We start from the raw sequence: 16,640 nt of genomic DNA on the forward strand, positions 1-16,640 counted from the left end.
TCGCGGCGGGCGACTCATGGTCTACCGCGGTCGCGAGGGACACGGGAGTTGATATCGTCGGTGTACTGGCCGTCCTCGATAGGGAGGTCGACGGCGGCATCGAGCCGCTCCGGCGGTAAGGACGCGGGCCGTTCGGCTCGCCTCGCTGAGAATTGGGCGGTAACTCAGGAGCGACGGCAGCGTGATGCAGATCAGCGCAGTCGCCGTCATCGATGCGCGCAACAACCTCTGGGCGGAAGAGCGCCATACCCAGCTGCGGCGCAGCCTCGGGCGCCAGCTCGCGCGGCGAATGCTCGAGGTGCGCGTCCTCGACCAGGGCGATCCCTATCCGCCGCCTGGTGACCTCCGGCGCCTGGGGACCGGGGGTTCGACGTTCCAGAGCCGGCATGACGGATTTTCCGTCGTCGGTGGCCAATGGCGCGTACGCGACGGTGACGACCGCCTCCTGGCAGCGTGCCAGTGCCCGGTGGAGTACCCACTCGCGGCGGACGGCCATCAGGCGGTAGTTAAGAGCCTCATCCCGGCATGGCGCAGCGTGGCGGTCGAACTCGCGCCGGCGGTTAAGCGAAGCTGGCCACCGTGACAACGCGTGGCCAGTGGGTTCGTGCCCACCTGACGGACCGGGGCGCGCTGGCGTTCGCGACGCGCACCCTGATCGCCATGGCTCTCGCGATGGCTGCGGCGACCATGTTCGAGCTGGAGCACCCCTACTGGGCCCTGATTTCCGCGGTGTTCCTGCAGATTCGCCCGGAGACCGGCTTCGTCATCGAGAAAGGCATCTGGCAGATCCTGGGCACGCTGGCAGGCGGCGCGGTCGGCGTGGCAATCCTCATGTTCCTCATGCCTTATCCGGCGCTTGCGGTCATGGCACTTGCGATTTGGGTCGGAGCCAATGCCACGGCCTCGGCATTGCTGCGTCGTCTGAACGTGGTCTATGGCTTCGCGATCGCGGGCGTTACGGCCGTAATTGTTGTCACGTTGACCATGCTCGACGCCCCGGCGGCGGATGGCGGGGCAGTGTTCCGGATTGCCGAGGAGCGGGTCAGCGAGATCATCGTGGGCGCAGTGTGCGCGACCCTCGCTGCGAGCGTGCTGTGGCCGGTGCGAGTGAAGCAGGCACTGATGGACCTCGCGCGGAGCGGTATCAATGAGCTGTTTGACTATCTGGATCTGGAGCTGACGGCAGAGAGCTCCGGTGACCAACGCCATCGCAGCGCCGACACTGTGCTGCAGACGATCGTCGCACTGAGTGATGACGCCAGTGCTGCCCTGTTCGAAGGCCCGGAGGGCCCAGGCCGCACACGCGCCGTGAGTCGGCTGTGCCAGAAGGCGCTGGCGCTGATGGCCACCGTCCAGGTGTTCGGCCGCTTCCGGCGGCGCCACCCGGAACTCGTGGGTAGTGAGCTGGACGCAGCGCTCGACAGGCTCCGGCAGGGCATTCAGCAGATGCGGGCCACCAACTCCGAGGCGCGAGCGCGGCGCATCGCCCAGGCCCTCCGGCGCGAGCTCCAGGAGACACCGGCCGAGGGGGGCAAAACGACTCCGGTCCAGCGCATGCTCTTTCGCCTGATGCGCATGATGGTCGGTGACCTCATCGTCGTGCTGCGCGCCAACCACGCCATCGAAACCAGCGATCGCGCGCTGCTGAAGGCGCCGGCCCTGGCGCCGTACCGCGATCCATTGATTGGCGCGGTGACCGGGGGGCGCACGACCCTACTGTTCCTGATCGGGGCCGGAGCGTGGCTCGCGTCCGGATCTCCGGCTACGGTGGTGCTGATGATCCTGCCGGTGATCTTCTCCATCATGTTTGCCCGCCTGCCATCGCCGCCCGCGGCCATGCGGCGACTCCTCGTCGGCGCGCTGATCGCGGTGCCGGTGGCATGGGCGGTCGCGCTCGGGCTGATGGCGCAGGTACCGCAAGGTCTGGCACCGGCCATGGCGATCTTTGGAGTACCGATGTTCGTCGGACTAATGGCGATCTCAGACCCGGACACCCGCCACTACGGCATCGGCTTCGTCATCCCGTACATCCTGCTCATTCAGCCGGGCGGCGACATGACGTTCGTAGCCGGGGAATTCGCCAGAATGTCCCTGGCGATACTTGTGTCCCTCGCTCTCGTCTATCTGGTATTCCGGCTGATCAACGAACCGGGTGCGCGCATAATGCGGCGCCGCCTCGTGGCGAGCACGGCGCGCGACATCCAGCGCCTCGGCGAGCCCCATCGTGCCGAGGGCGAGGACTGGTTCGACGCGCGCATGGCTGAGCGACTGATGCGGCTGTCGGCATACGACCGGAGCTTGCCCGAGCGCGAGCGACATCTCACCGACCTGGGGCTGACCGGCCTCAACCTCGGCCATTCCGCCCTGCGCTTACAGCGCCAGCTCGCGGACGACGACAGTCCCGAGGTCCGCACCACGGCCCGCAAATGGCAGCGATCGCTGGCCCACGCCTACCGGCGCGCCAGCCGCGGCCGCCAAACCAGTGCCTTTCGGCAGCGCAGCGCACACCTGCTCTCCGCCCTGGTTGACTCCGGCAACATTGACGCCGATGGCCGCGCGCTCATCGAAGGGGCGCTCGAGCGGCTGGCATTGACACTCGAGCGGTTGGCCAAGACAGTGCCATCCGCTTCATCGTCGAGGTGAGCGGGTTCATCCGGACGCCGGAAAGCTCCGGGCTGGCAAAGCCGTGCGGGCTCAGTGGCTGCGCCGGTTAACCAGACGTTATGTTCCCTTCGCCCCCCAGCCGCGGTAGCGTAAAGCTATAAGGAGGTAGTTGCGAATCCTACACTTCGTGATTTACCCGTGGAACGGCGGATTCAGCTTGTTAAGGGGTTGTGGCGCTCGCACGACCTATCCTCATTCGTCAGGACGCGTTCTGATTATCAGGGCGCGTAAGGAATTTCGACGCATGCAGGCCATGGGTGCCCTCATACCACGGCCTCCAGGTACCGCGGTCAGTGCCGGTCGCGGTGGGGGGCGGGTACGCGAGTGGATCGGCAAACGATGTAGGACTGCCCTTGAATAGACAGCCGATCCTGATTGTCGAGGACGAACCGAACATCGCCGGTCCGATCGAGACGTACCTCAAGCATGCCGGGTTTGCGACGATCCGCGCAGCCGACGGCCGCCGGGCTCCAGACCTGATTCGCGATGAGAGCCCGTGGCTGGTGATGCTCGATCTACTCCTGCCCGAAATTGATGGCTGGTCGGTCGCGCGAGCTTGTTGAGCGGGTCCGGGCCATACTCCGACGTTACGAGGCCGAGCCCAGGGAAAAGCAACCGGCGGTTCTTCGCGCCGGGGGCCTCGAACTGGATCCGGGGCGCCACCGGGTCAGCCGTGGCGAGGAGGAGATCGAGCTGACGCTGATAGAATTCAGGCTGCTGCATGCCCTGATGAGCGCCCCCAGCCACGTGCAGACCCGCGAGGCTCTAATTGCACGCTTGTACGATGACGAGCCCGACGTAATTGACCGTGTCATCGACGTGCACGTTGGCAAGCTACGGCGCAAGCTGGAAAACGACCCCTCGTTGCCGCGGCTGATCCGCACCGTGCGCGGCGTCGGCTACCGTTTCGCCCCGGAGGACGCTGACCCGGACAAGCTCTCGCGCATCCTGCGCAACCTGCTGGAGAACGCGTGCCGGTTTACACCACGCGAGGGGCGGATCATCATCTCCGGGCGACACAGCGGTGATCGGGTACGCCTCGAGGTTGCCAACACCGGCGCGACGATCCCGACAGCCGATTTGCCCCACATCTTTGAGCGTTTCTACCGCGTCGAACGTGCGCGTTCCCGCGAGACAGGAGGGGCCGGCGTCGGAAAGGACGGTGTGGCGCTGGGCGGCACCGACCCGGTTGCCTATTTCGAAGTCGGAAAACCCGCACAGGGCTCCGTGGATTACAACCATGAATGGCGCGGTGCACTGTGGCATTTCGCGAATACCGAACACCGAGGCATGTTCGCCAAGAACCCGGAGGCCTGCGCGCCGCAGTGCGGGGGATGGTGTGCACGGGCGGCCGCGCGGGGCGATGCCGCAAAGTCGGTGCCGGAGGCGTGGAAGATTGTCGACGGCAAGCTGTACCTCAACTTCAATCAATCCATTCAGCGCCGTTGGGAACGCAATATCGAAGAGTATATCGCCGCTGCCGACGAACACTGGCCCGATATCTTCTGACATGCGGACGCCCAGGAGGAAAGCATGCAGCGTCGCGACTTTCTGATACTCACGCTCGGAACAGGTGCAAGCCTGTTGCTGCCGGTGGGCGCAGCCATGGGCCGCGCCGAGGTGCGCGAGTTCCATCCCGTCACTGATCGGGCATGGGATCTTGGGCTCCTCACGCACGAGCCGGCGTTCTGGCGCGCGCACGTCTCCGATGCCGCATGGGACATCCTGTTCCGCGACGGGACGGAGCGCCCCTTCTCAAGCCCGCTGGACGAGCTCTACGATGACGGCACCTACGTCTGCGCGGCCTGTCACCTGCCGCTGTTCAGCTCCGACACCAAGTACGACAGCCGCACCGGCTGGCCGAGCTTCTACCAGCCCTTCGCGGGTCACCTCGGCACGAAGGAGGATCGCAAGCTCTGGATGGTGCGCACGGAATACCATTGCATCCGTTGCCGGGGGCACCAGGGTCATGTCTTCGAAGACGGCCCCGACCCCACTGGCGAGCGCTGGTGCAACAACGGGCTCGCCCTGCGTTTCGTGCCGGCCGATGAGTCACTGCCACAACTGCGAGGCTGAAGAATGAATCGAAACGTGATTTCAATTCGGGGACTGCTGTCGATCCTTTTTTTGCTGCTGGCCGGCCTGCTTGCTCCTGCAAGCGGTTTCGCCGACGACGAGGAACGAGCCACAGCCCTGTTCGCGGGCGGCTGCTTCTGGTGCGTCGAAGAGGCGTTCGACGCGGTCGACGGCGTAGTTGCCACCACGTCCGGCTTCGCGGGCGGGCATGTCGAGAATCCATCCTATGAACAGGTCGTCGCCGGCGGCACCGGCCACTACGAGAGCGTGCTGGTCGAGTACGACCCCGCGCAGGTCTCGTACGAGGAACTGCTCTACGCTTTCTGGCGCAATGTCGACCCGCTCGACGGCGGGGGACAGTTCTGCGACCGGGGCGACCACTACCGCGCGGCCATCTTTGCCGGCAGCGAGGACGAATACCGGGCGGCCCGGGCATCAAAGGAAGAGCTGGAGCAGTCCGGGCGCTTCGAGGAACCGATCGCCACGGAGATACTCGACCGGAGCACGTTCTACCCGGCCGAGGAGTACCACCAGAACTATTATCAGAAGAATCCGCTGCGTTACCGGTTCTACGTGACGAGCTGCCGTCGCTATGCGCGCCTGGATCAGGTCTGGGGAGACGAGGCCCGGCCGGGGAAGAACTAATCGTCCGCCACACAACGCCGGGACGCCGCATGAGGGGGCAGGCGTCCATCTTATCACCCGCTTAGCGGCGCGAAGCCGACGCGAGCAGGACTGGACGCTGACGGCCCGGAAGATCGTCGCATGGAAGCGTCGGCGAAAACAGGGCTGCAATGACGGCCTGAAGCCGGAGAATGGCGGTGAAACGGCGAAGAGCGAGGCCATCCCATCGGCGGTTGAGAAGGTCCGGCGCAAGGAGGACGAAAAGCGCATGCGCGGCCGGAGACAGGGTCGCGATCGTGGCCGGTAAGTGCGCAGGGGGAGGTGATCAGGGCAGAAAGCACCGGCAGCTGCGGCCGCCCTTGATTGTGCGTTCGGGAAATCTTCAGCCGTCGGTTAGGGCCGTATGCGCATCGGCAAGTGTGATCATCACCGTCAAAGGATCGACCGGCGAGGCCTGAAATCCGCAGCGCTCGTAAAACCGCCTCGCGTCCTCGGAAATCGCATGGACCAGGATCGCCCTGATCCCCGCGATATCGGCTGCCTGCATTGTGCGCAGAATGGCGTCTCGCAGAAGCGCCCGCGAGGCCGCGTCCCTGAAAGTCTGCGTCGATGGCGAGACGGCCGAGCACCATCACCGGCCCAGGGTGCGGCATGTATTGTGGGCACTTTGTGTCTACATGCCGGATGTGCGGTCGCCCGCCCGGACGGCGTCCGAGCGCTCACAGCTTCAGCGCCCAAGCGTGTGCAATGGCTTTTAGGGCGGCGGGTTGCCCGCGTTGCCGGCGCCGGCGCCCAAGCCCGCCATCAGGCCGGGAGCACCGCCGCTGGATCAACGCCCGCATCCGAACCCACCCCTTCCGTGGGTAGAATCAGCGGCACCGGCAGGTGCAGCGACACCGCCATCACCCGCAACAGTTCCGCCTCGGCGACGGTCACCTGCCCGGCATGTGTGGCGGTAGCCACCAACCCCTTCACGAGGCAGCGCTTGCCCTCGGCATTCAGCTGCGCCAATGCACCCAGCGCCGTGGTGAGCGCGGCAACCCAGTCCTGCGGCGTCGGCAACGGAGGCGGTCTGAACACGAGCATGGCGTCCATGCCGGCCTGGTAGGCGCTATGGGCAGCGTCAGCGTCCTCCGGGTGGCCATGACGGGCGAACACAGCCAGCGCGGTCGCCGCGCTGGGCAGGCACTGATGCAGGGCCCGCGGGCGACCCCGCGCCCTCCGGCCGGGCCGGATTAAATCCTGCAACTGAACTTGCAACAACCGCGCCAGGGCGTATTCGTGTACCGCGATTTGGCCATCGGCCCGGACCACACGCCCCACCGCGGCGATCAGGCGACGCACATCGGCCACAGACTGCTCGCGCAGCGCCGGGAAGGCCAGCTCCAGCAGCGGCAATCGGTGCTGGGGCCGGACCACGCGCCCATACTCTGCCAACAGGTGCACCGTCGACGCCCGCACCTCTGCTCCCATCATGTCGCCGACGGCGTCCAGCTGCCGCTGGCGGATCGCGAACTCTTCCGAGAGCAGCAGGTAGAGCACCAGCGGGATCACCTCCTCCGGGGCGTGGGCAGCTGCGTTCAATCGCTCCGGCACACCGGCCAGCAGGGCCCGGGCCTGGTGGATGCGGGCATCGCCCGCCTGCCCGGTCGCGGCCAGGGCGGCGAGCAGTGCCGCTTCACTCAGCGTCCCATCCACCTCGGCGCCAAACCGCCCCACGGTCTGACCATCCGTCCCCGCCGACAGCGGCGCCCGGGCGGCCTGATACTCCGCGCGGTGGTGCTCGCGCATGTCATCGAGCATGGCCTCCCGGACTGCGGCGAGCTCGTTGGCCTGAAACCCGGGGTCGAGTTCGCGAATGCGCTGCATCACCGGCGGATGAGTGGAGAACAGGGGCAACCACGCGTCCGCGAAACCCAGCCCAGGCGCGAAGAGCATGTGGCTGACTTCGCGCCGGCTCGGCGCCAGCAGCGCGGAGCCCAGCCGCCGGCCAGCGGCGATCTTCTTCAGCGCACCCGCAAGCCCTTCGGGCTGCCGGGTGAACTGCAGCGCGGCGGCGTCCGCGAGCCATTCCCGCTGCCGGACGATGGCCGCCTTGATCAGGCGGCTGCACAGAACGCCGAGCAGCCCGATGCTGTAGAGAACCACGCCAAAGAACAGGGTGTCCGGCGCCCGCGCAGACCGGGTGTCGCGCGCCGAACGGCTGTGGGCGCGGCGGTGAGGTGGGCCGCTTAGGTAGGACCCACCGGTGATTGCCAGCACCTCGAGGCCGTGCACAATGGCAATGAGCCGCATGTTCAGGCGGGTATCCCCATTGACGAGATGGCTGAACTCATGGGCGACCACACCCTGGAGTTCCTCCCGGTTGAGCTTCTCGAGCGCCCCGCGGGTGACCACGATCACGGCATCACTGGGTGAGAAGCCCGCGGCGAACGCGTTGATCCCGGGCTCCTCGCGCATGATGTAAACACCTGGAACGAGGACCCCCGCGGCCAGCGCCATCTCCTCGACCACGTTGCGTAAGCGTCGCTCCGCATAATCCGCGGTATTCACCTTGACTGGCACCGCCCCCAAATCCAGGGCGACCACACGCCCCCCGGCGCGCAGCTTCAGGGACATGCGCAGCATACTGACACCGAGCGCGAGCACAATCACGGCTGTAACGACGGCGAGCACCACCGCGGCATCCGCCAGGGCCTCCATAAACGAGACCCGCCCGCGCGCACCCAGCAGCAGCTCCGGATACAGGCTCACCAGCACTCCGGCATTGATCAGGGCGATCAGACCGGCAACCACAATGACAAACAGCACCACCAGATAGCGGGACCGGCGTTGGGCCTGCTCCTGGCGCTCGAAGAAACTGGTCGGCATCAGCAACTCTCCCTGGACTGAGCCGCAACCGCGCTTCCAGCAGATCGATTTCCGCTGCTTCGCACGCTCCATGGCTCCCGTTCGCCGCGTTCGCCGGCGCGCTGGCGCAACACTTGCGCACCGACACGATGCCCGAATCGCTCAATGATGGCCTTGAACTCGTCCACACTTGGCACGATCAGTAACAGTGATTCGTCATCACGTGCGGCTCTGGCCGCCCCATCGGCCAACTGCTGACTCACCTCGCGGCGGTCCTGCAAGCCGGTGCACTGCGCTGTGCCTGCGAAGGCGCGGCGGCTGCCGTGCATTGCGTGTGCTGGCATACTTGGCGAAAGCTCATCCAGGGAAACCCATGAGCGACAACCTGCAAGACCAGCCCCTGCCTTACAACGCGGATGCCGCACAGAGCGAGCTTGCGCAACGCGATCCGTCGCTCGCAGCGATCATCCAGGAGGTGGGGCCCTTGACGCTACGGCTGCGCGATACGCAGGATCCGTTTCTCGGGCTCCTGCGGGCGATCGTCTACCAGCAACTGAGCGGGCGTGCTGCCGGCACAATACATGGGCGGGTCAAGGCGCTGTTTGCCGAACACCATCCGACACCGCAGGCTCTGCTGGCGCTGCCCGAGGCCCAACTCCGCGGTGCCGGGCTGTCGGCGGCAAAAACGGCGGCGGCGCGCGATCTGGCACAGAAAACGGTTGCCGGTGTTGTGCCGAGCGGCCCGGCGCTGGAGTCGCTCGACAACGACGCCATCATTGAACGCCTGACCACCATTCGCGGCATCGGGCGGTGGACCGTGGAGATGCTGCTGATCTTCAATCTCGGGCGCGCAGACATTCTGCCGACCAACGACCTCGGCATCCGCAAAGGCTTCATGGTGACCTACAACACCGACGCGCTGCCGAAACCGGCTGCGCTGCGCGAGCACGGCCAGCAGTGGGGACCCTGGCGCTCCGTCGCCAGCTGGTATCTCTGGCGCGCGGCTGCGTTACGATGAGCCCGGCAAGCGACCTAGATCAATGGCACAAGACGTCTCTGGCCCCTTGACGATCCACCTCGTGACCGGACGGCAGCTCCCCGTCGACATCCGCGAGCCAGGCGTTGATGTCCTCGTGCACCTGTTCCGCCTCGGTGTAACGGGTGAGCATATGGTAGCCGCCCGGGTATAACACCATGCGCCACGGTCGTGTTTGCCTATCGGGCAGGCGCCGGAGCATGAGGCAGATCGGCTCCGCGGGAATGATTTCGTCCTGGTCACCATAGAGAATCAATGTCGGTCCTGGAAGCGCCTGACTGGCCTGCAGCGCGCTATCCATGAGGTCGGACAATCCCTCGATCGTGTCGATGCGGGCCTCACGCTGCACCATCGGGTCCTCACGCAGCTCCTCCAGCACGGCCTCGTCATCGGTGGGCGCGATACCAAGCCCTTGGGCGAGGTCCGCGGACAACCGCATGCCGGGCGTGATGGTCTCCCCGAGCCAGAGACCGAACTGCTGATACCAGGGCATGACTTCCTCCCCCCAGACCGCCGGGGCAATCAGGATGCTGCCGCCCACAGTCGGCGCGTCTTCGTGGGTCAACGCCAACATGGTCACGGCGCCGCCCATACTCTTGCCGACCAGAAACAGCGGCTGCTCGGGGTAGCGCTCCTGCAAGAGCCGCGCGGCAACCATGGCATCGTCGACGAGTCGCTGTTCTCCGGCCCAGATTCCGCGGGGCTCGGTCGCGCCGAAACCGCGCTGATCGTAGGCGTAAAGGGCTACACCCTGCGCTTTAAACCCATCCGCCAGGACGTCGAAAGCACCACCGTAGTCATTGAAACCGTGTAAGGCGAGCACCACGGCGCGCGGGTCGTCACCGGGAAGCCAGCGGTGCAGGGGTAGGTAGTAGCCGTCAGCGGCGATGATGTGATCGGCTGCCAACACGGGCGTCTGCGCGCCCGGCCCGATGGGCCGCTCGGCAGGCCGGGCACAGGCCACGACCAGTAACGCCACAATGAGAATCAACACACGCAGCATGGGTTGAATCAATAATCCTCGAAAATTTCGGGGCCATTCCCGACGACAGTGGAGTAGGCCATGGGAGTATTCCACCGGTACGATTATTCCGCCAGTGGGAACATGAGCCGATAGGGATGGGCATCGAATATCACCTCGATGCGTGTAATGCGACCGGCTTCCACCGTGGACCAGTGCACCAGATCCACGGTGAACTTCTCGGAAAGCTGCACGTTGAACACGAGAAAATGGCAGACGTCCGGGCCGTCCACAAACACCTTGCGCACGCGAAAGCTGTGCACGATGCTGCTGCTCATAAACGACTGGTTGACCAGCGCGTCCGCGCTGTCGAGCGTGCCAATCGGGCTGCGGTAGTGAAAACCGGAATCCGCCAAGTGAGTCCGCGCCCGCTCATAGTCGCGCTCCTGGAGGGCCTGCAGGTAGGCATCAACCACTGCTTTCGCATTCATGGCACCACCGCAACGTCCCCTAGCCCCTCTAGTTTACCTCGCGCTCGCCGCGACGTCGTCTCCACTGCACGCATGGCTCCAACCCCCATCACCCAAGCCCGGCGGCAACAGCCCGGCCGGCGATAAGGCCGGAGAACAGGCAGCCGCCGAGAAAAGTTCCCTCCAAGGATCGGTAGCCGTGCATGCCGCCACCACCGAACCCCGCCGCCTCACCCGCGGCAGACAACCCCGGCACCGGTTCACCCCCGGCACCCAGCACCCGCGCCTGCAGGTCCGTCTCCAGGCCACCCAGCGTTTTACGGGTCAGCAGGTTCAGCCGGACGGCGATGAGGGGCCCGTGCCGGGGATCCAGGATACGGTGCGGCCGGGCAGTACGGATGAGCTTGTCGCCGAGGAAGCGGCGGGCGTTGTGAATGGCCATGATCTGGAAGTCCTTGGTGAACTTGTTGGCCAGCTCAAGGTCCCGGGCAACGATCCGGGCCTCCATGTCCCGCGCATCCAGTACATGATCGCCGCTCAGGGTGTTCATGCCCTCCACCAGCGCATCCAGGTTGTCACGCACCACAAAGTCGGCGCCCTGCTCCTTGAACGCCTCGACCGGGCCGGTGGCCTTTCTGCCGACGGCGCGGCGGGCTGTCATGCGCCAGCTGCGCCCGGTAAGGTCCGGGTTCTGCTCCGAGCCGGAGAGGGCGAACTCCTTGCGGATGATGCTCTGGTTCAGCACAAACCAGCTGTAGTCGTACCCCGTGGACAGAATGTGGGTCAGCTGTCCGAGGGTGTCGGAGCCGGGATACAGCGGTGGCGGAAAGCGGCGGCCGAGGGCGTCGAACCATAGGGACGACGGCCCGGGGATCACCCGGATGCCGTGGCGCGGCCAGATCGGGTTCCAGTTCTGCAGGCCCTCCGTGTAGTGCCACATTCGGTCGCGGTTAATAAGGTGCCCGCCAGCGGATTGCGCAATGCCCCACATGCGGCCGTCGACGTACGCCGGCACCCCGCTGACCATCCGCTTGGGCGGCTGCCCCAGTCGGGCCGGCCAGTGTCGCCGCACCAGGTCGTGATTGCCGCCGATACCGCCGGCGGCCACGATCACGGCCTGTGCGTTGAAGCTAAAGGATCCGCGCTCGGCGCGGGAGGTGCTCGCCCCGCGCCGGGCGTGGTCCGCCGCCAACACGGCACCGCGCACCCCGTGTACCGTGCCGTTGGTGCTCAGCAGCTCATCCACCCGGTGGCGAAAACGCAGCCGAATCAAACCATTTTCCTCAGCAGCGCGGACGCGCCGCTCGAACGGCTCCAGCAGTCCGGGACCGGTCCCCCAGGTGATGTGAAAGCGGGGTACAGAGTTGCCTGGGCCGGTGGCGTCATAGCCTCCACGCTCGGCCCAGCCCAGCACGGGAAAACTGCGGTGCCCCATGCCCCGGAGCCAGGCCCGTTTCTCGCCGGCGGCGAAATCCACATACGCTTCGGCCCAGCGCCGCGGCCAGGCATCCTCGTCGCGATCGAAGCGGGCGCTGCCCTGCCAGTCCTGCCAGGCGAGGTCGCGGCTATCGCGAATGCCCATGCGCCGCTGCTCGGGAGAGTCCACGAAAAACAGGCCGCCAAAGGACCAGAAGGCCTGCCCACCCAGGCTCTGTTCCGGCTCCTGATCGACGATGATCACCCGCCGCCCGGCGTCGGCAAGCTCCGCCGCCGCCACCAGACCGGCCAGCCCGGCACCCACGACGATGACATCCGCATCCAGCTGCATTGTGGGCCCCTCCCCCTGTGTCGCCCTTGGGGATAGCCTACAGCGCGTTCAGTGCCTCGGCGACTTGATCGGCGAGCACGTCCAGCTCGTCGACCGGGTGTAGTAGCAGCGTGTTGCAGACGTTGGCGAGCATTAGATTCAGGCCGCGGTCCTCCAAGCCCCGAACATCCGTGCGGATGCCGATGATGGGCAGCCCCCTGGCGTAGGCGTAACCCAGCTCCAGGCTGGTGCCGGAATCGGCGTCTGGGCCCTCAAGGATGGTGACCACCACGTCGCTGGCATCGATCATGGCGAGGCAGTCTTCGAACATCCGCTTGGACCAGTCCTCCCGGTGCAGAAACTGTTGGGCGCGCTCCTGCGGCAGGATGAACTCCACACCCTCGAGACGCCGGCCCACCGCCTCGGTCAGCTCGCGGTTGAAGCGTCTTTCGGCCAGAGTGAACAGGGCACCGGCAAGGTAACAGCGCATGGTTGTACTGTCTCCAACACGGATCTCAATGTGCAAGGGGCCCACTGACCCGCCACGGTTTAGCCGCCGGATCTTGCCTGATGCGCCAGCAGCCCGCGGGCCTCGTCGTAGGAGAGTCCACGGATACCGGAGTGATCCATGGATACCCCCAGGGAGTAGCCCAGGGCATACGCGAAGACCCGCTGGTAGAACGGAAAGCGGGACTCGTGCACCGGCAGGGCGTCATCAAGGGTGTCAGCGGCTTCCAGAGCGCGCTCGAAACGCGCACGTTTCTCTTCCAGCTCGCGCATGAATACGGGATCTCCGGCCACATCATCCGCCAGCATGAGCGTCCAGGTCATGTCCTCGTGCAAGCGGCATTCGCCGATGTAGCGTCCGTAGACAATCGGATGCCACTCCTGGGGCGGAACAGGCGAGAGGCGAAAACGGCCTTCCTTGCGATACATCCAGTAGGCGCGACCAGGTACCGGTTTGAAGTTGAAGTCGCTCTCCAGCACGAATAACGACGTGAACAGCTCCACCGACACCTGCCCGATGTGCTTTGGCGGCACGGTTGCGACCGCGCGCTGGTTTTCCGTCAGCGCAGCCAGAACCGGCGCCTGGCCCTTGCCCTGCGGGTTGGGATTGTTCTCATGCATAACGCGTTGATTCGAGCTGATGTCGCATAAAGCGGTAGCCCGAGAGCCTAACCCAGGGGGCTGGAATTGTCACCGCTAGACGGTTGGCCCTTGCACGGCCGCTTACCCGCCGTCATTCGTCTCGCCACGACCCTCAAGCCAATCACGGAAACGCTCGTTGATACGGGCATGCACTTGGGCATACCACGTCTCGTCCTTGCGCACGGCGCGGTGGGCGTTCAACGGGTGGGTGGGGACGTGCAGGCGCATGTCGATACCCGTGGGCTTGTGGGTGGTGACCTGTTCGGCCGCTGAGCGACGCACCGGGCCGTAAGGCAAATGCCGGGCGAATTCAACCAGGCGGTCCGTGCGCGTGGCAAAACGGATAAACTCGCGGGCGAGGTGGGGATTGTCGGCGCCGTTGGGTATCACCCAGGTCTCGAACTCCTGGATCTGGCCGTCCCAGAGAATGTCGATGGGCGCTCCCTGGTTCACGATGGCGTCGAAGAAGCGGCCGTTGAATCCGGACGCCATGACCACCTCACCGTCGGCGAGCAGTTGCACGGGCTCCTCGGCCCCTTCCCACCAGTGAATCGCCTCACCGAGGCTGTCCAGTCGCCTGAGCGCAAGGCTTAATCCGCGCTCGGTACTTAAAAGGCCATAGAGCTCTTCCAAGGGAACGTTGTAGGAGAGTAACGCCCACTCCAAATTCGCCGCGGGGGTGCGCTGCAGCGCCCGCGGCCCCGGGAAACCCTCGATGTCAAACAGATGCTTGATGGATGTCGGCCGGTTTCCGGGAAACGCAGTGCGGTCATAGGCCACCACGGTCGCAAACACAGTATGGGCAATGGCGCACTCGGTGAAGGCGCCCTCGAAGAAATCCTGCCGGGGCGCCGTGCCGTCCGGGGCGGGGTCCAGAAGCTGGGCATCAAGCGACTGGAGCAGGCCCTGCGCGCAGGCGGCCCGGGCGTCGCTCATGGTCATGTCGATCACATCCCACGGCGGCCCGTCGCCGTGTGTAGCCTCGCGCAGCGCCTGCAGCCCGCCGGCATACGCGTCCACGCTCACGGGGATGCCGGTGGCCTCGGTGAAGGGCTCGAACAGGGCTTGCGTCTGTGCCGCCTCGTAGGCTCCACCCCAGCTCAGCACGCGCAGCCTCGGTGTGTCATCGGCGGTATTCTCCCCCGCATGCACGACGCCCAACACAAGCGCGGCGGCCATCAACAGCGCAGACAAACGGCAACAGTCCCGCCAAACATGCCTATCCTGAGCCATGTTCCTCACGCCTCAGCTCCTCGGTCTGCTTCAGGTAGGCCCGCGTCAGTGCGGCCTCATAGATCACGCCACGAAATGCACGTGACTCCAGGTCATCGACCACCGCAATGGCCTCTCCGGCGAAGGTCTGCAACTCGGCCATGGCGGTCCACACGGACGCGCCCTCCGGGAGTACCGGACGATCAGTGTCGGTCAGCGCGGCGACCGGACGCGCCCCACCGCCATCCTCCCGCACTGCCTCCAGGCAAGCCAGTGTCACGGTCCCCCGATACCGCCCATTGCGCGCCACGACGTAGGCCTCCCCGTGGCCGGCATGACTCACAATCGCCACCGCCTCGGCAACAGTGGTATCCGGACGCAGCTCCACACAGTCGCGGGAGACGAGGGGTGTGATGTGCAACGCCTCCAGCATGGCGCGGCCCCGCCCCGCCGCCAAGTCCAGGCCACGCTGGCGAAGCTGGATATCAAACAGCGAACGACCGAACAGCTGGGCGCCCAACGGGTTGGCCAGAGCGATGCTCGCCAATGCCGCCGTGGTGAGCACATAGTTGCCAGTGAGCTCGAAGACAATAAGCAGGCTGGTCAGTGGCGCGCCAATCACAGGCGCGGTGACAGCAACCATTCCGCAGACGGCGTACACCGCCAGGCTCGCGCCCTGATCGCCGACCACAAGACCGACGAGCGAGCCGCACAGGGCGCCGAAGAGCGTGCCCACCACCAGCGCCGGGCTGAATACACCGCCGCCAAAGCCCATGCCGATGCATACGGCCGTGGCCAGGAGCTTGAGCACCAGCACCAGCGCCAGCTCGGCGCCACCAAACGCGCCGTCAATGGTAGCCAGACGCAAGGTCTCCTGCCCCATACCCAGTATGTCCGGCACCCACAATGCCGTGAGTCCCAGGGCGGCGCCCGCAATGGCCGGCCGCACTGCCGGGGGAAGCGGCATGCGCGCAGCCATGCGCCCCACGCCGAGAATGGCGTGCACATAAGCGCCCGCCACCAGCGCACCCAGGGCACCGATCACCAGAAAGGCTCCGAACTCCCAAGCCTGGGGCACACCGGTCTCCGCCACGGAGAACAGCGCGCCGCGCTCGAAGACCACTTCCGCCAGCACATAGCCGACAATGCTGGCCGCCGCCACCGGGGCGAAGGCGCGCAGCGCATAGTGGCGCAACACCACTTCGTGGGCGAATACAATGCCGGCGAGCGGGGCGTTGAAGGCGGTTGCAATCACCGCGGACACCCCGGCGGCGATGGCGATGTTGTCGTCTGTGCGGCCGGCGTGCAGCAGGCGCGCCGAGAGCGAGCCAAGCGTCCCGCCCATATGCACCAACGGCCCGTACTGCCCCACCGACGCGCCGCACCCAAGCGAAACCAGCCCACTGCAGGCGGAGAGGAGGCCGGCCCTGGCAGGCAGCCGGCCGCGGCGGGTCTGCACGGCAGCAATCACATCGGCGGGGGAATGCGGGCGGCCTTCAGGAATCAGGCGGTGCATCAGGCCAACCGCGAGGCCGCCGGCGGCCGGCACGGTAATCGTTGCCACCACCAACCAGGTGGGGTCGGGAAACAGCATGCGGCTGCGCGGCGAGATGAGCAGTACATCGTTGAGCCATTCGACAATCGCCACGAACCCCAGCGCACACAGGGAGGCCGCACCACCCAATACGGTTCCCAGCAGCGCCAGGAGCAGCACGTCCAGCACCCCCGAAGGAGCATGCCGGGACTGTTGGTGATCGCGATGCCTCATTGCATAGGCTTAGGCGGCAAACCCACTCACGGCAAGCCTAGTGTCCTGTCCCGAGGCGCTCGCCTGCTGCTGCAGCCCACTAT

The 16,640-nt window shown here is 65.9% G+C and carries 16 protein-coding genes; 7 read left to right on the top strand and 9 right to left on the bottom strand.

What is annotated here, in order from left to right; genetic code table 11:
- Nucleotides 1–184: 184 nt before the first annotated feature.
- From QZT63_RS15885 to msrA, 6 genes are all read left to right on the top strand, one after another.
- Entirely contained in the window at nt 185–583 is a 399-nt protein-coding gene (locus tag QZT63_RS15885; RefSeq protein ID WP_290652510.1) for an ABC-type transport auxiliary lipoprotein family protein, read from the top strand.
- Nucleotides 580–2,643: an FUSC family protein gene (locus QZT63_RS15890; RefSeq protein ID WP_290652471.1), complete on the top strand. Its 2,064-nt coding sequence runs from the start codon at nt 580–582 to the stop codon at nt 2,641–2,643. Before QZT63_RS15885 ends, QZT63_RS15890 begins: the two co-directional genes overlap by 4 nt.
- Before the next feature lie 374 nt (nt 2,644–3,017).
- Complete coding sequence (locus QZT63_RS15895; RefSeq protein WP_290652472.1) at nt 3,018–3,227, top strand: response regulator; 210 nt, start codon at nt 3,018–3,020, stop codon at nt 3,225–3,227.
- Nucleotides 3,199–4,173 carry a YHS domain-containing (seleno)protein gene (locus QZT63_RS15900; protein ID WP_290652473.1) on the top strand — a complete coding sequence of 325 codons (975 nt, stop codon included), beginning with the start codon at nt 3,199–3,201 and terminating at the stop codon, nt 4,171–4,173. The genes QZT63_RS15895 and QZT63_RS15900 overlap by 29 nt, the downstream gene beginning before the upstream one ends.
- Nucleotides 4,174–4,197: 24 nt before the next feature.
- A complete protein-coding gene (gene msrB / locus QZT63_RS15905) occupies nt 4,198–4,740 on the top strand; it encodes a peptide-methionine (R)-S-oxide reductase MsrB (protein ID WP_290652474.1) in 543 nt (180 codons plus the stop codon).
- Nucleotides 4,741–4,743: 3 nt separating this feature from the next.
- Entirely contained in the window at nt 4,744–5,385 is a 642-nt protein-coding gene (gene msrA / locus QZT63_RS15910) for a peptide-methionine (S)-S-oxide reductase MsrA (protein WP_290652475.1), read from the top strand.
- A 783-nt stretch (nt 5,386–6,168) separates the two neighbouring features.
- Here msrA and QZT63_RS15915 read toward each other — a convergent pair.
- Nucleotides 6,169–8,235 (bottom strand): M48 family metalloprotease, encoded by a 2,067-nt coding sequence (locus QZT63_RS15915; RefSeq protein ID WP_290652476.1) that lies wholly within the window; start codon nt 8,233–8,235, stop codon nt 6,169–6,171.
- Nucleotides 8,235–8,558 carry a diguanylate cyclase gene (locus tag QZT63_RS20135; protein ID WP_366637327.1) on the bottom strand — a complete coding sequence of 108 codons (324 nt, stop codon included), beginning with the start codon at nt 8,556–8,558 and terminating at the stop codon, nt 8,235–8,237. Before QZT63_RS20135 ends, QZT63_RS15915 begins: the two co-directional genes overlap by 1 nt.
- 29 nt (nt 8,559–8,587) lie before the next feature.
- Between QZT63_RS20135 and QZT63_RS15920 the strand changes: the two genes are divergently transcribed.
- Nucleotides 8,588–9,232: a DNA-3-methyladenine glycosylase gene (locus QZT63_RS15920; protein ID WP_290652477.1), complete on the top strand. Its 645-nt coding sequence runs from the start codon at nt 8,588–8,590 to the stop codon at nt 9,230–9,232.
- Nucleotides 9,233–9,251: 19 nt separating this feature from the next.
- Here the strand turns inward: QZT63_RS15920 and QZT63_RS15925 are convergent, their stop codons facing one another.
- The 7 genes from QZT63_RS15925 to QZT63_RS15955 all read right to left on the bottom strand — a co-directional run bounded on the left by QZT63_RS15925 (nt 9,252) and on the right by QZT63_RS15955 (nt 16,557).
- Nucleotides 9,252–10,253 (bottom strand): alpha/beta fold hydrolase, encoded by a 1,002-nt coding sequence (locus tag QZT63_RS15925; protein WP_290652478.1) that lies wholly within the window; start codon nt 10,251–10,253, stop codon nt 9,252–9,254.
- 83 nt (nt 10,254–10,336) lie between these two features.
- Nucleotides 10,337–10,702 carry a nuclear transport factor 2 family protein gene (locus QZT63_RS15930; RefSeq protein WP_290652479.1) on the bottom strand — a complete coding sequence of 122 codons (366 nt, stop codon included), beginning with the start codon at nt 10,700–10,702 and terminating at the stop codon, nt 10,337–10,339.
- 88 nt (nt 10,703–10,790) lie between these two features.
- Nucleotides 10,791–12,449 (bottom strand): FAD-binding dehydrogenase, encoded by a 1,659-nt coding sequence (locus QZT63_RS15935; RefSeq protein WP_290652480.1) that lies wholly within the window; start codon nt 12,447–12,449, stop codon nt 10,791–10,793.
- Between the two features lie 37 nt (nt 12,450–12,486).
- Nucleotides 12,487–12,918 (bottom strand): nucleoside 2-deoxyribosyltransferase, encoded by a 432-nt coding sequence (locus QZT63_RS15940; protein ID WP_290652481.1) that lies wholly within the window; start codon nt 12,916–12,918, stop codon nt 12,487–12,489.
- Nucleotides 12,919–12,977: 59 nt separating this feature from the next.
- Nucleotides 12,978–13,556 (bottom strand): DUF2452 domain-containing protein, encoded by a 579-nt coding sequence (locus QZT63_RS15945; protein WP_290652482.1) that lies wholly within the window; start codon nt 13,554–13,556, stop codon nt 12,978–12,980.
- A gap of 102 nt (nt 13,557–13,658) precedes the next feature.
- A complete protein-coding gene (locus QZT63_RS15950; protein WP_290652483.1) occupies nt 13,659–14,771 on the bottom strand; it encodes an extracellular solute-binding protein in 1,113 nt (370 codons plus the stop codon).
- Nucleotides 14,772–14,796: 25 nt separating this feature from the next.
- Nucleotides 14,797–16,557, bottom strand: a complete 1,761-nt coding sequence (locus QZT63_RS15955; protein ID WP_290652484.1) for a chloride channel protein — start codon at nt 16,555–16,557, stop codon at nt 14,797–14,799.
- Between the last annotated feature and the right edge of the window lie 83 nt (nt 16,558–16,640).

This window comes from Aquisalimonas sp., from assembly GCF_007120195.1.
Classification (GTDB): Bacteria; Pseudomonadota; Gammaproteobacteria; order Nitrococcales; family Aquisalimonadaceae; genus Aquisalimonas.

What these genes read in the sequence shown, in the direction of transcription:
- QZT63_RS15885 (WP_290652510.1), top strand. Translation starts at nt 185, where the DNA reads ATGCAGATCAGCGCAGTCGCCGTCATCGATGCGCGCAACAACCTCTGG.
- QZT63_RS15900 (WP_290652473.1), top strand. Translation starts at nt 3,199, where the DNA reads ATGGCTGGTCGGTCGCGCGAGCTTGTTGAGCGGGTCCGGGCCATACTC.
- msrB (WP_290652474.1), top strand. Translation starts at nt 4,198, where the DNA reads ATGCAGCGTCGCGACTTTCTGATACTCACGCTCGGAACAGGTGCAAGC.
- msrA (WP_290652475.1), top strand. Translation starts at nt 4,744, where the DNA reads ATGAATCGAAACGTGATTTCAATTCGGGGACTGCTGTCGATCCTTTTT.
- QZT63_RS15915 (WP_290652476.1), bottom strand. Translation starts at nt 8,235, where the DNA reads ATGCCGACCAGTTTCTTCGAGCGCCAGGAGCAGGCCCAACGCCGGTCC.
- QZT63_RS20135 (WP_366637327.1), bottom strand. Translation starts at nt 8,558, where the DNA reads ATGCCAGCACACGCAATGCACGGCAGCCGCCGCGCCTTCGCAGGCACA.
- QZT63_RS15920 (WP_290652477.1), top strand. Translation starts at nt 8,588, where the DNA reads ATGAGCGACAACCTGCAAGACCAGCCCCTGCCTTACAACGCGGATGCC.
- QZT63_RS15925 (WP_290652478.1), bottom strand. Translation starts at nt 10,253, where the DNA reads ATGCTGCGTGTGTTGATTCTCATTGTGGCGTTACTGGTCGTGGCCTGT.
- QZT63_RS15930 (WP_290652479.1), bottom strand. Translation starts at nt 10,702, where the DNA reads ATGAATGCGAAAGCAGTGGTTGATGCCTACCTGCAGGCCCTCCAGGAG.
- QZT63_RS15935 (WP_290652480.1), bottom strand. Translation starts at nt 12,449, where the DNA reads ATGCAGCTGGATGCGGATGTCATCGTCGTGGGTGCCGGGCTGGCCGGT.
- QZT63_RS15940 (WP_290652481.1), bottom strand. Translation starts at nt 12,918, where the DNA reads ATGCGCTGTTACCTTGCCGGTGCCCTGTTCACTCTGGCCGAAAGACGC.
- QZT63_RS15945 (WP_290652482.1), bottom strand. Translation starts at nt 13,556, where the DNA reads ATGCATGAGAACAATCCCAACCCGCAGGGCAAGGGCCAGGCGCCGGTT.
- QZT63_RS15955 (WP_290652484.1), bottom strand. Translation starts at nt 16,557, where the DNA reads ATGAGGCATCGCGATCACCAACAGTCCCGGCATGCTCCTTCGGGGGTG.